General features: G+C 50.5%; 12 protein-coding genes. 9 read left to right on the top strand and 3 right to left on the bottom strand.

Annotation, left to right across the window (positions count from 1 at the left end; genetic code table 11):
- The 3 genes from ACJHVI_RS06885 to ACJHVI_RS06875 all read right to left on the bottom strand — a co-directional run.
- Window positions 1–826 (bottom strand): amidohydrolase (locus ACJHVI_RS06885; protein ID WP_483183990.1); only part of this gene is annotated, 826 nt, incomplete at its 3' end.
- 46 nt (window positions 827–872) lie between these two features.
- Window positions 873–2,396 (bottom strand): AbgT family transporter, encoded by a 1,524-nt coding sequence (locus ACJHVI_RS06880; RefSeq protein ID WP_483183988.1) that lies wholly within the window; start codon window positions 2,394–2,396, stop codon window positions 873–875.
- 11 nt (window positions 2,397–2,407) lie between these two features.
- A complete protein-coding gene (locus ACJHVI_RS06875) occupies window positions 2,408–3,844 on the bottom strand; it encodes an amidohydrolase (RefSeq protein ID WP_483183987.1) in 1,437 nt (478 codons plus the stop codon).
- A gap of 508 nt (window positions 3,845–4,352) precedes the next feature.
- On the opposite strand from ACJHVI_RS06875, the gene thrS reads away from it, so the two are divergent.
- From thrS to ACJHVI_RS06830, 9 genes are all read left to right on the top strand, one after another.
- On the top strand, window positions 4,353–6,281 hold the full coding sequence (gene thrS / locus ACJHVI_RS06870) for a threonine--tRNA ligase (protein WP_483183986.1): 1,929 nt from the start codon (window positions 4,353–4,355) through the stop codon (window positions 6,279–6,281).
- Window positions 6,274–6,789, top strand: a complete 516-nt coding sequence (gene infC / locus ACJHVI_RS06865; protein WP_483183992.1) for a translation initiation factor IF-3 — start codon at window positions 6,274–6,276, stop codon at window positions 6,787–6,789. The genes thrS and infC overlap by 8 nt, the downstream gene beginning before the upstream one ends.
- A 70-nt stretch (window positions 6,790–6,859) precedes the next feature.
- On the top strand, window positions 6,860–7,048 hold the full coding sequence (rpmI, locus tag ACJHVI_RS06860) for a 50S ribosomal protein L35 (protein ID WP_115217807.1): 189 nt from the start codon (window positions 6,860–6,862) through the stop codon (window positions 7,046–7,048).
- 11 nt (window positions 7,049–7,059) lie between these two features.
- Window positions 7,060–7,413, top strand: a complete 354-nt coding sequence (gene rplT, locus ACJHVI_RS06855) for a 50S ribosomal protein L20 (RefSeq protein WP_483183984.1) — start codon at window positions 7,060–7,062, stop codon at window positions 7,411–7,413.
- A 189-nt stretch (window positions 7,414–7,602) separates the two neighbouring features.
- The gene (pheS, locus tag ACJHVI_RS06850) at window positions 7,603–8,637 is read left to right on the top strand and encodes a phenylalanine--tRNA ligase subunit alpha (RefSeq protein ID WP_483183982.1); all 1,035 of its coding nucleotides are present in this window, start codon (window positions 7,603–7,605) and stop codon (window positions 8,635–8,637) included.
- An 8-nt stretch (window positions 8,638–8,645) separates the two neighbouring features.
- A complete protein-coding gene (gene pheT / locus ACJHVI_RS06845) occupies window positions 8,646–11,027 on the top strand; it encodes a phenylalanine--tRNA ligase subunit beta (RefSeq protein ID WP_483183981.1) in 2,382 nt (793 codons plus the stop codon).
- Window positions 11,028–11,033: 6 nt separating this feature from the next.
- On the top strand, window positions 11,034–11,327 hold the full coding sequence (locus ACJHVI_RS06840) for an integration host factor subunit alpha (protein ID WP_483183980.1): 294 nt from the start codon (window positions 11,034–11,036) through the stop codon (window positions 11,325–11,327).
- Between the two features lie 379 nt (window positions 11,328–11,706).
- A complete protein-coding gene (locus ACJHVI_RS06835) occupies window positions 11,707–12,384 on the top strand; it encodes a Crp/Fnr family transcriptional regulator (RefSeq protein ID WP_483183978.1) in 678 nt (225 codons plus the stop codon).
- 95 nt (window positions 12,385–12,479) lie between these two features.
- On the top strand, window positions 12,480–12,980 hold the full coding sequence (locus tag ACJHVI_RS06830) for a DegV family protein (RefSeq protein WP_483183976.1): 501 nt from the start codon (window positions 12,480–12,482) through the stop codon (window positions 12,978–12,980).
- Window positions 12,981–13,108: the final 128 nt, after the last annotated feature.

Raw genomic sequence — 13,108 nt, 5'->3', positions numbered from 1 at the left:
GCGAGGCGCCCGCGCTGTGGCGCGAGATGGCGTGCAGATTCAGCGCGGCGGTCGCGGCGGCAAGCAGGGCGTTTTTGCCTTCCTGCGGCGCAGCGCCGGCATGGGCGGCGACGCCTTTGAATTGCACGTCCAATTTAGAGGTGGCGAGGAAGCCGCTGGAGGTGGCGAGGAAGCCGCTGGAGGCGGCGACAAAATGCCGGTGGGCAACGCCCGTGCCGAGATGGACGGCGATAAAGTAGTCGGCATCATCGACAACGCCCGCCGCGACCATGGATTTTGCGCCGCGTACGCCTTCTTCGGCGGGTTGAAAAATCAGGCGCAGTTTGCCGCAGAGGCGGTCTTTGTTTTGCATAATGAGATGCGCCAGCGCCAGCCCCATGGCGCTGTGTCCGTCATGGGCGCAGGCGTGCATCGAGCCTTCCTTAATCGAGCGGAAGCCCAGTTGCTGCGGACGGTGCGCCGCTTCGCTGCTTTCGAGAATCGGCAGGGCGTCCATATCGACGCGGAAAGCGGTCGTCGGTCCGCTTTTGCCGGTATCCAGTTCGGCGACGACGGCGGTAAAGCCGTCTTTGAAATGGGCAAAAAATTCAGGCTGTGCGCCGTTTGCCAATGCCCATTCGGCATGGGCGGCGGTGGCGGCGGCATCGGGTTTGCCCATGATGGCGTCTTCGCGCATCACTTCGCGCCCGAGGCGCAATGCGTAGCCGAGTTGATGCAGTTCTGCCGCGATGCGGGAGGCGGTGCGCATTTCCAAAAAGCCTTGTTCGGGGTGGCGGTGAAAATCGCGCCGCCAAGCGATGAGTTGTTGTTTGAGATGGTCGTTCATATTGGTTCCTTAAAAATAAGATTCCCCTCCGCAGAGGGGAATGGGTTTAGAGGTGCGCGCCGACGCCGGGCCCGAAGGGAATGCCGAGATAGAAGAAGATCAGTATTAGCACAATCCAGCTGGCGAGGAAGATGAGCGAGTAGGGCAGCATCAGGGAGATGAGGGTGCCGATGCCCGCGCGTTTGTCGTATTTCTGCATAAAGGTCAGAATGACGACCATGTAAGGCATCAGCGGTGTGATGATGTTGGTGGAAGAGTCGGCAATCCGATAGGCGGCTTGCACGAAGCCGGGGTTGTAGCCCAATGCCATAAACATCGGAATGAAGACCGGCGCTTCCAATGCCCATTTTGCCGAACCCGAGGTAATCATAAAGTTCAGAGAGGCGGTGAAGATGATGTAGGCGATAATCAGCTCGATGCCGGTGAAGTTGATGTCTTTGAGGAAGCTGGCGCCGTTGACGGCAATCCATGTGCCGATGTTCGACCATGTGAAGAAGGCGATAAATTGCGCAATGACGAAAATCAAGACGATGTAGCCCGCCAAATCGCGCACGCTTTCGCTCATGTAATTGACCATATCATTGCTGGATTTGATTTTGCCGATGGTAATACCGTAGGTAACGCCGACAATCAGGAAGAAGCCGAACAGAATCGGAATAATGCCTTTGAGGAAGAGCGGCTGCGGGGTCAGGCTGAAGTCGGGATTGCGCAGAATACTGCCCTCCATCACAATCGCTACCGTGAAAAAGACGATGTACATCAAGCCGGCAATGCAGGCATTGCGCAGGGCTTTAGGCGCTTTGGGCGAATCTTCTTCCATGTCCACGCGTACTTCTGCGCCTTCGTAGCGTCCTAAGCGCGGCTCGATAATGCGGGTGGTGATAAAGCCTGCCAATAAGGTCAGCATAAAGACGGAGGCGATGTTGAAATACCAGTTGGCAACAGGTGTGACTTCAATATTGGTATCCACGATTTTTGCCGCTTGGGTAGATATGCCCGCCAAGAGCGCATCGGTGCCGGCAATGAAAAGGTTGGCAGTAAAGCCGGCGCTGGAGGCGGCATAGCCGACTGCCAAGCCTGCCAAAGGATGACGCCCGACTTTATAAAAAACCATTGCCGCAATCGGCGGAATCAGGAGCATAGCGGCATCCGAGGCGATATTGCCCATAATGCCGACAAAGGCTATCGAATAGGTCAGCAGGGCAGGCGGAGAACGCATGATGGAACGGCGGATGGCGTAGTCGAACAAGCCGACTTTTTCCGTCAGCCCGATACCCATCATCATAACCAGCACCAAGCCTAGGGGTGCAAAACCGGTGAAGTTTTTCAGCAGCGAGGTCAGCATGTATTCCACGCCTTCGCCGGAAAAGAGGTTTTTAATCGGCAGCACTTCGCCTTTGCCGGGGTGGACGACGGATAAGCCCTGACTGCTCATCAACCATGAGACGAGCATGACGATTAGGGTCAAATAGACAAAGAGCATGAAAGGGTTGGGCAGTTTATTGCCTATAAATTCCACCACATTGAGAAAGCGGTTGAAAAACCCTTGTTTGGTTTTGGTTTCTGTCATCGAGGAATCTCCTATTTATTTAAGGTTGAGGGACGTATACCGGCGGGAATCGGGTTGCGGTAAGGATTTGCCGCTTGGAAGCGGGCAAATTCCGCCTGAATGTTTTCAAGGACGGCGGCATCTTGCGCGGCTTGCACGCCTGTCAATGCCATGGCGCCGGCAGCACGTAGCATGGCTTTGTGCGCATTGGAAGAAATGCCTTGGCTGGTCATTTGCCAAGTGTGCAAAGCGGTGCCGAGTGCGGCGGTGGAAGTGCTCAGCTGCGCGGTCGGCACCACCCAGCTCACGTCCGCCACATCGGTTGAGCCTGCCATCGCTTCTTCAGAGGCGACATAGGGCGAGATGCTGTCGGAGAGGTATTTGCCGGCGAATTCGCTGCCGTCGCCCACATAGCCGAAGCTGCGCATGAGTCCGAGATAATTTTTGCGCTCGCCTTCTGTGAGGGAGTCGTAAATCCCTTTGGCAAAAGCGATTTCTTCCGCATTGGGCGCTTCGACGCCGATGCTGTGCAAACTCTCGAACAGCAGAGATTCTAAAGCGCGGTTGCCGACATAATTGGAGCAGGCTTTGTCGAAACGGATGCTGAGCTCGGTTTCGGTCATCAATGCCGCGCCTTGGGCAATCTTAATTACGCGCTGATAAATCTCTTCTACTTGCGCCACTTGCGGCGCGCGAATCAGATATAAGACTTCCGCATCCGCCTGCACCACATTCGGCGAAATACCGCCGGTATTGGTTACGGCGTAATGAATGCGTGCTGTCGGAATGATGTGTTCGCGCAAATACTGCACGCCGACATTCATCAACTCCACTGCATCCAAGGCGCTGCGCCCTAAATGCGGCGAGTTGGCGGCATGGGAAGTGATGCCCTTAAAGCGGAAATAGACTTGATAATTTGCCAGCGAACTCAGGCTCATAATGCAGTTGGCGGGCGAAGGATGCCAAGTAAGGGCGAGATGTGTGCCTTCAAACACGCCTTCGCGCACCATAAAGGTTTTGCCGGAGCCGCCTTCTTCGCCGGGACAGCCGAAGAATTTGACCGTGCCGGGGAGTTGATTGGCTTCCAGATAGGCTTTGGCGGCGCAGGCGGCGGCAAAGGCACCCGTGCCTAAGAGATTGTGTCCGCAGCCGTGTCCGATGCTGCATTCGAGTGTGGCTTGGGAAGTCGTTTGATTCGGCACCTGTCCTAAGCCGGATAAGGCGTCGAATTCGCCGAGAAAACCGATGATGGGCGCGCCACTGCCCCAAGTGGCGACAAAAGCCGTCTCGATGCCGCCCGCCTGCCGCTCGACTTGAAAGCCCATGTGCTCGCATTGCGCTGCCAAATAGGCGGCAGACTGATATTCTTCAAAACGTGTTTCAGGATGCCGGAAAATATACTCGCTGACTTCTGTAAAATAATCATGATGTTGCTGTAAATATTCTTTAATGAAATTTAGGGCGCTCATCTGTACTCCTATAGATTGTTTACGTTTTAGGCGGCGCGATTGTAAGGCGGGGATGAAGAATTTGTAAAGAATGCGTCGCGTTCAGCGGCGTTTTAATCCATATTAAAAATGCTGCAATGCACAATGAAAGATTTTTTGTTTTTAAATTACTGAAAAATAGTTATTTATCGTATTGTGCATTTGCATATAATCAAGGCGGAAATAAATTGCACAAAACTTGCTAAGCCTTATTGAATATTAGCTGCGCTTATTGCAAGATGCCCTCAGAGCGGCATTCGGTAAAAGAATAAAAAGCCGTGCCGCTTCGGCTAATAATCGCCGTCGAGATATAGAGATAAGGGCGATGCCTGCACCGCAAAACGGTGCAGGCAGGCACCACATCAGAGCAAATTCTCCCTGCTTATCAAGTTTTCACAATCAAGTCAAATAAGCAATTGCCTAAATCGGCAAACGCAGTACAATAACCGCTTTGGATTTTGCGCGCGGCGCAGTAAGAAAGGATACATATATGGTGGCGATTACTCTCCCTGACGGCAGTATCAAGTCATTTGAAGGGGTAACAACGGGCGCGGCGATTGCCGCTTCCATCGGTGCGGGTTTGGCAAAAGCGGCGATTGCCGTGCAAGTGAACGGCGAATTGCGCGATTTGAGCGATGACATCCGCGAAGATGCCGCCGTATCCATCATTACCGATAAAGACGAAGCCGGTGTGGAAATTATCCGCCATTCTACCGCGCATTTATTGGGTCATGCCTTAAAGCAACTGTATCCGCAGGCGAAAATGGTTATTGGACCGGTAATTGAAAACGGCTTTTACTATGATATCGACAGCGAACATCGTTTTAGCCCTGAAGATTTGCTCGCTTTGGAAGAACGTATGCAAAGCCTTGCCGCCACAGGTTACGGCGTGCAAAAAGTATGGACGCCCGTAAAAGAAGCGCGCGCCATCTTTGCTGCGCGCGGCGAAGATTTTAAAGTCCGCCTGATTGATGATTTTGACGACGGCGTTGAGCAGGTCGGACTCTATTATCATCAGGAATATATCGATATGTGCCGCGGGCCGCATGTGCCGGACATGGGCAAAATTAAAGCCTTTAAACTCACTAAATTATCAGGCTCTTACTGGCGCGGCGATGCCAAAGGCGAGCCTTTGCAAAGAATTTACGGCGTCGCCTTTCGCAATAAAAAAGAACTTGATGCCTATTTGGCGCAATTAGCCGAAGCGGAAAAACGCGATCACCGCAAAATCGGCAAAGCGCAGGATTTATTCCATTTGCAGGAAGAGGCGCCGGGCATGGTCTTCTGGCACGCCAAAGGTTGGACGATTTACCGCGAAATCGAAAACTACATGCGGCACAAATTGCGCAAATACGGCTATCAGGAAGTGCAGGGACCGCAAATTCTTGACCGCAATTTGTGGGAAAAATCGGGGCACTGGGATAAATTCGGCGGCAATATGTTTACTTGCTGCATTGACGAACACGACTATGCGATTAAGCCGATGAACTGCCCAGGACATGTGCAGATTTTCAATCAGGGCTTGCGCAGCTACCGCGAATTGCCGCTGCGCTATGCGGAATTCGGCATTTGTCATCGCAATGAGCCTTCCGGCACTTTGCACGGCATTATGCGCGTGCGCCGCTTTGTGCAGGATGACGGACATATTTTCTGTTCCCGCGCGCAAATCCGCAGCGAAATCGAAAATACCTGCCGCATGGTTTATGAAGTCTATCAAGACTTCGGTTTCACGGAAGTAGAGTTGGCACTGTCCACCCGTCCTGAAAAACGCGTAGGCAGCGATGAGATTTGGGACGAAGCGGAAACCGCGCTTAAATTAGCCTTAGAAGCGCAGGGCTTGGATTACCGCCTGCAACCGGGAGAGGGCGCGTTCTACGGTCCGAAAATCGAATTCACTTTAAAAGACAGCATTGGGCGGCGTTGGCAATGCGGCACCGTGCAGCTCGATTTCTCCATGCCGGAACGTTTGGGCGCGCAATATGTGGATGAAAACGGCGAAAAACAAACACCTGTGATGATACATCGCGCGGTATTGGGTTCATTGGAACGCTTCATCGGCATTTTAATCGAACAATACGCCGGCTGGCTGCCGGTATGGCTGTCGCCGCTGCAAGCCGTCTTGATGCCGATTACCGACGCGCAAGCCGATTATGTGGCTGATGTTGCAAGTCAAATGTTCGAGCAAGATTTGCGCATTGAAAAAGATTTGCGTAATGAGAAGATTAGCTATAAAATCCGCGAACACACGCTCGCTCGCGTGCCTTTTTTATTGGTCGCAGGCGAGAGAGAGAAGGAAGCCGGCACGCTTTCCGTGCGTACGCGCGAAGGCAAAGACTTGGGCTCCATGGCGGTGCAGGACGTTATCGCCATGATTCGCCGGTTAATCGACAGCAAATCACAGGAGATTAGCAATAGCTAAGCAAAACGAAACGCGAGTTAACGAAGAGATTCGCGAATCAGAGGTTCGTTTAATCGACGCCGACGGAGAGCAACGCGGCGTCGTTTCTATCGAAGAGGCTTTGGACGCTGCTTATGAGCAGGATTTAGACTTAGTGGAAGTGGCGGCAACCGCCAAACCCGTGGTCTGCCGTATCATGGATTATGGCAAATACCGCTTTGAACAGCAGAAAAAGCAACAAGAAGCGCGCAAAAATCAAAAGCGCATTCAAGTTAAAGAGATCAAGTTCCGTCCCGGAACAGACGAGGGAGACTATCAGGTCAAACTACGCAACCTGACCCGTTTCCTCGAAAGCGGTGATAAAGCCAAAGTAACGGTGCGTTTTCGCGGTCGTGAAATGGCGCATCAGGATCTCGGTCGTGATTTGCTCAGCCGTATTGAAGCGGATTTATCCGAAGTCGGTACGGTGGAGCAGAAAGCAGGCATGGAAGGTCGCCAAATGGTGATGGTGCTTGCTCCGAAAAAATAACGGCTCGCTTTATAAAAAGGCTGCACGTTTTGTGCAATATATTTTTACGGCAAACAATGCGGAGTCAATAATGCCAAAATTAAAAACCCATCGAGGCGCAGCTAAGCGCATCAAAAGAACCAAAAACGGTTACAAAGTCGGTCATGCTCATGTCCGTCATATTCTGACCAAGAAATCAACCAAGCGTAAGCGTCAATTGCGTGGCACGATGCAAATCCACGAAAGCGATGTGAAAGCAGTTAAACAAATGATTGGTTAAGGAGAATTTAGATGGCAAGAGTTAAACGTGGTGTGCAGGCGCGCGCTCGTCATAAAAAAGTATTAAAAGCAGCAAAAGGTTATTACAACGCTCGCCGTAAGGTGTTTCGCGTTGCCAATCAAGCGGTAATTAAAGCGCGTCAATACGCTTACCGTGACCGCAAAGCGAAAAAACGCGAATTCCGTCAATTGTGGATTGTGCGTATTAACGCGGCTGCCCGTATTCATGGCTTGTCTTACAGCCGTTTTATCAATGGTTTGAAAAAAGCAGGCATTGCAGTAGATCGTAAAATTCTTTCTGAATTAGCGGTATATGACAAAGCGGTTTTCGGCGCTTTGGCAGAAAAAGCAAAAGCGGCTTTATAAGCAATTGCTTGACTGAGTAGTCTTAAGGCTAAATTCCATTCTGGGATTTAGCCTTTTTGTTTTGTATGGACAGATAAGTATAGGTTTTCAGGCGGAGATTTGTTGGCACTTTTGAACAGGACTTTGACTACAGATTTGATTGGAGATTTGCTACAATCCGCGCCTTTACAATAACAAACGGAAATTCTTGTGAGTGAATTAGCTGAATTAGAAGCGGATTTGCAGCTTAATCTGCAAAAGGCTTTGCAGGCGGTGGCAGAAGCGGCGGATATGGCGGCGCTTGAGGCAGTAAAAAATACTTATTTGTCTAAAAAAGGGTATTTCAGCCAGCAGTCGCAGGCAATGGGCAAAGTGGATGCGGCTGTGCGTCCGCAGATGGGGAAAATCATCAATGAAGTGCGCGAGGCTTTCAGCGGCGCTTTGAATGACAGGCAAGAGCTCTTGCAGGCGCAGGAGTTGCAGGCGCGTTTTGCGGCGCAGCAGGTAGATATTACTTTGGCGGGGCGGCGCGGCTTTAGCGGCGGTTTGCATCCGGTGACGCTGACGCGGCAAAGGATTGAGGATTGGTTTGCCAAGCTTGGTTTTACGGTGCGTACCGGTCCGGAAATTGACGATGATTATCATAATTTTACTGCTTTGAATATTTCCGAGCACCATCCGGCGCGCGCGATGCAGGATACTTTTTATTTTGACGTGCAGACGGTCTTGCGCACGCAGACTTCAAATGTGCAAATTCACACTTTGGAAAACGAGCCGCTGCCGCTGCGTATTATTGCGCCGGGGCGTGTGTATCGCAGCGATTCGGATATGACGCATACGCCGATGTTTCATCAATGCGAGGGCTTGGTGGTCGATACGCATTCTACTTTTGCTGATTTAAAAGGTTTGCTGGTGCATTTTTTGCGCGATTTCTTCGAGCGCGAGGATTTACAGGTGCGTTTCCGTCCTTCTTTTTTCCCTTTTACCGAGCCTTCTGCGGAAGTAGATATTGCTTTTTTTGATGAGGGTAGCGAGGCGGAGGCAAAATGGCTGGAGGTCTTGGGTTGCGGCATGGTGCATCCCGATGTCTTGCAGAATATGGGCATTGATATTGAGCAATATCAGGGCTATGCCTTCGGCATGGGTATCGAGCGTTTGGCGATGCTGCGCTACGGTGTGAAAGATTTGCGGATGTTTTTTGAAAACGATGTGCGTTTTTTGCGTCAATTCCAAAATGAATTCTGAGGGTTAAGATGAAAATAAGTAAGGCTTGGCTACAAGCGGATTTCGGTATTGCTGCAGAGGCGCAGGAATTGAGCAAGCGCTTGACGATGGCGGGTTTGGAAGTCGATAGTTTATTGCCTGCCGCTGCTGAATTCAGCGGTGTGGTGGTCGGCGAGGTGCTGGATTTGGTCGCGCATCCCGATGCGGATAAATTGCGTGTAGCAACGGTGAATGCTGGCGGGGAGCCTTTGCAGATTGTCTGCGGGGCGCCGAATGTGGCAAAAGGTGTGAAAGTGCCGGTGGCTTTGATTGGGGCGCAGTTGCCGGGATTGGAGATTAAAAAATCCAAACTGCGCGGCGTAGAGTCTTTCGGTATGTTGTGTTCGGCGCGCGAATTGGGCATGAGCGAAGACCATAGCGGTTTGCTGATTTTGCCTGCCGATGCGCCGGTGGGCGAAGATTTGCGCCGCTATTTGTCGCTGGAAGATGTGATTATCGATGTGGATTTAACGCCGAACCGTGCGGATTGTTTTTCGATGCGCGGCGTGGCGCGTGAGGCGGCGATGCTGCTGGAACAGGATTTGCCGGCGGATTTTTCTGCCGAGCAGCTTGGCGTGGCAGCGCTGGCAGTGGAAAGCGGAGAGACGGTGGCGATTCGCAATCAAGCGCCGCAGTCTTGTCCGCAATATTTCGCCCGCGTGATTGAGGGCGTGGATAATACGCGCCCGACACCGCTATGGCTGCAAGAACGTCTGCGCCGCGCGGGTTTGCGTACGCATGATCCTTTGGTAGATGTAACGAATTATGTGATGCTGCTCTTGGGCACACCGCTGCATGCTTTTGATGCGGCGACTATCAGCGGCGGCATTGTGATTCGTCAGGCGCAGGCAGGCGAGAAATTGATGCTGATTAATGGCAATGAAGCGGTATTGGACGAGAAAGTTCTTTTGATTGCCGATGCGGAAAAACCTTTGGCAATTGCCGGCGTAATGGGTGGGCTTGATAGTGCCTGTTCGCCAAACACGCAGAAAATCGTCTTGGAAGCGGCATGGTTTGAGCCGGTGGGTATTGCCGGCAAAGCGCGGCAGTTTGCACTATCGAGCGATAGCGCCCAGCGTTTTGAGCGCGGTGTGGATTATGCTTTGCAGCGCGCGGCAATGGAATTGGCAAGCCGTTTGATTATCGAGATTTGCGGCGGTCGGGCGGGGGAAGTGTCTATGGACGTGCATTCTCAGCATCTGCCTCAGCGTCAGCCGATTACATTAAGAGAAAAGGCGATTGCCCGCCGTATCGGTCGCGGCTATGAGGCGGCGACGGTAGGGAAAATTTTTACGGCTTTGGGTTGTCACATTGCGCAAACGGCAGAAGGCTGGCAGATTACACCACCTACTTGGCGTTTTGATTTGGCGATTGAGGCGGATTTGATTGAAGAAATTGCGCGTGTTGACGGCTATGACGATGTGCCGAATCGTCTACCGCAGGTCGATTATCAAAAAGACTGCCAGCCGCCGCGTCCTGATGCGCATGTGAGCGCACAATTGCTGGCGTTGGGTTTCCAAGAAGCGATTACCTACAGCTTTATCGACCGCGCTTCGCATGCGGCGTTTTTTGCCGATGCGCCGACCGTGAATCTGTTTAATCCGATTTCCGCGGAAATGGCGGAAATGCGCTTAAGTCTTTTGCCAGGTTTGCTCAATACCGCCGTCTATAACCGCAATCGTCAGCAAAACGAGCTGCGTTTGTTCGAGCTGGGCAATGTCTTCCATCCGCGCGGCGACAAAGCGGTGGAATGCGCGCAAATTTATCGTGTAGCGGGTGTGATGAGCGGACTGGTACGTCCGGAGCAATGGGGCGAGAAGGCGCGTGCAGTGGATTTCTTTGATGTTAAAGGTGTGGTGGAGCAATTGCTGGGCGATTTGCCGGTACAGTATCAACGCAGCCAAGCCGCCTATCTGCATCCGGGGCAAAGCACCGATATTTATTTGGCAGGACAGTTAATCGGGCAAGTGGGGATTCTGCATCCGCACATGCTGAAAACGCTGGGGACAAAAGGCGGCGATTTCGCGGTCTTTGAGCTGGATATGCAGGCATTGCCTACGCAATATACGCCGCAATTCAGCGTGATTAGCAAATATCCTGCGGTGCGCCGCGATTTGGCATTGGTGCTGGATAAAGCGGTTGATGCGGCGGATATATTGGACTGTTTGCGCAAAGAAGCCGCAGGGCTCTTGCAAGAAGCTTTTGTTTTTGATGTCTTTACCGGCGGTAATCTGGCGGAAAACAAGAAAAGCCTAGCTTTGGGACTTATTTTGCAAGACCAAGAAAAAACCTTGCAAGATGAAGAAGTTGAAGGTATTATTACGCGCCTTGTGCAAGCAGTAAACCGCACCTATGGTGCTGAATTAAGGTAGAAAAATATGACACTTACAAAAGCAGATATTGTTGAATCCATTATTACTCAAGTCGGCTTGGCGCGTCCTGATGCGCGTGAAATGGTTGACGAATTATTCGAGGAAATCCGCACGTGCTTGGCTTCCGGCGAAGAAGTCAAATTATCGGGTTTTGGGAATTTCGAGCTGCGCGAAAAAAGCCAGCGCCCCGGTCGTAATCCGAAAACCGGCGAAGAAATTCCGATTACAGCCCGCCGCGTCGTAAGCTTTAAAGCAGGGCAAAAACTCAAAGGCCGTGTGGCAAACAGTAAACCCCGCTAATCTTTAAGAACGCTGCTTCGGCAGCGTTTTTTATTGCTATAACGGCTTAAATATCTGTATAAAAGTTCTGCTTTTGCCAAATATAGTCGATTCATAATAAATGAGAACATTATATTTTTAACCTTAGCTTAGGCGTTTATGCCATAAAGCATACGCCATGACAAATTGTGTTGGGTATAAATGTCTAAAACACTAATTTATAGAGAATTAAATCGAGTTCTTGAATCCGAAAAATTTATATTTTAAGTAATGTCGGATACAAGTATCCGACCTACCCGTTTGAAAAATGATTAATTTTGCCATGAATTGACTATATAATAGCGGCAGAAATAGTGGGATTACTATTTTTATCATAATTTCAGTAAATTGAGGAAAATGCATGCGGGAATTAGAAATCCTTGCGCAAATTGAAAACCACCATTTGTTTGCGCCGCTTAACCCTGAACAAAGAAAAAGTCTGCTCGTCCATAGCCGCGTACAGCAATACGGCGAAGATGCTTTGGTATTTAATAAGAACGAAGCCACCTCCGCTTTTTTCTTTATCTTGGAAGGCGCGGTGCGCCTGTATTTCAGCGCGCCGGACGGTAAAGAAAAAACCGTGCGGATTTTCGAGCGCGGCAGCAGTTTTGCAGAAGCCTTGATGTTTATGGGGCGCGATACCTATCCCGCAAATGCCATGGCGGTCATGCCGAGTAAATTATTGGTGGTCAACAGTGAATTTTATCGCAAAATGATTATCCAACATGCCGATTTGGCGGTCGCCTTATTGGCAAAATGCTGCGAACATATCCATTTGCTGAGTCAGCAAATTGAAATGCTGAGCGTTTTGGATGCGCGCAGCCGTTTTGTGCAATATGTGCGCCAGCAATTGCCAGTGAATGCGAAAAACGGGCACCGCCTCTATATTCCCATGCCGAAAAAAGACTTGGCGCAGTATTTGGCAATCCGCCCCGAAACCTTATCCCGCCTGATTCGCCAGCTGGAAAACGAAGAAATTCTGCAATGGCAGCAGCAAAATTATGTGGTAATACAATCCGTAGCAGGTTTGCAAGACTAAGCATTATTGTGAGCGCGATTCATTATGCTTGCGCTTAAGTGTGCAAAATCCGAAAACTCCGCTAAAATGCCCCGATTTTCTGTCTTTTTATCCTTATGCAACCTAAAAAACATCAATGCGCCATCGTTTGCACCTCTACTTCATCATTAGATGATTTTGAAGGCAAACCGAAAAATATTCAGGTCTTGCGTTTGCATGTACATACGCCGCCGGATAATGATTATTTGGACGGGCAAAATTTACGCGCGCAAAATTTTTACCGCTGGATGCAAAATAATCCCAAATTGCTGCCCAGTACGCAGCCGCCAGATACAGAAGCCATGCTGGCAACCTTTGATTATTTAATTAAAAAAGGCTATACCGACGTTATTGTGCCGACCATTTCCTCAACGCTAAGTAAAACCTATTCCGACATCAGCGATATTGCACGTTTGCTGCGCAAGCAAATTGCGATTCACGTGGTGGATACCGGCACCGTCGGCATTATGGAAGGCTTGTTTTCTCTAGAAGCCAATCAAATGATTAATGACCGTTATACGCCAGCTGAAATTGTGCGCCGTTTGACGGTTATGACGCGGCAAATGCATAGGCTCTAGACTAGCAGAGTGATTGGTATAATTTATTGCAGAAGCGACCATAAATGTTTTTCTAAATCATCAATACTCTGCTTCCAACGCCATTCGCATTCTTTCAAATGCCATTCGAAATTTTTGCTTACACCGTT

The sequence above is a fragment of the Suttonella sp. genome (assembly GCF_056855035.1).
The sequence above is the reverse complement of the archived record's forward strand: the minus strand, read 5'-3'. Positions and strand labels throughout refer to the sequence as shown.

What these genes read in the sequence shown, in the direction of transcription:
- ACJHVI_RS06880 (WP_483183988.1), bottom strand. Translation starts at nt 2,396, where the DNA reads ATGACAGAAACCAAAACCAAACAAGGGTTTTTCAACCGCTTTCTCAAT.
- ACJHVI_RS06875 (WP_483183987.1), bottom strand. Translation starts at nt 3,844, where the DNA reads ATGAGCGCCCTAAATTTCATTAAAGAATATTTACAGCAACATCATGAT.
- thrS (WP_483183986.1), top strand. Translation starts at nt 4,353, where the DNA reads ATGGTGGCGATTACTCTCCCTGACGGCAGTATCAAGTCATTTGAAGGG.
- rpmI (WP_115217807.1), top strand. Translation starts at nt 6,860, where the DNA reads ATGCCAAAATTAAAAACCCATCGAGGCGCAGCTAAGCGCATCAAAAGA.
- rplT (WP_483183984.1), top strand. Translation starts at nt 7,060, where the DNA reads ATGGCAAGAGTTAAACGTGGTGTGCAGGCGCGCGCTCGTCATAAAAAA.
- pheT (WP_483183981.1), top strand. Translation starts at nt 8,646, where the DNA reads ATGAAAATAAGTAAGGCTTGGCTACAAGCGGATTTCGGTATTGCTGCA.
- ACJHVI_RS06840 (WP_483183980.1), top strand. Translation starts at nt 11,034, where the DNA reads ATGACACTTACAAAAGCAGATATTGTTGAATCCATTATTACTCAAGTC.
- ACJHVI_RS06835 (WP_483183978.1), top strand. Translation starts at nt 11,707, where the DNA reads ATGCGGGAATTAGAAATCCTTGCGCAAATTGAAAACCACCATTTGTTT.
- ACJHVI_RS06830 (WP_483183976.1), top strand. Translation starts at nt 12,480, where the DNA reads ATGCAACCTAAAAAACATCAATGCGCCATCGTTTGCACCTCTACTTCA.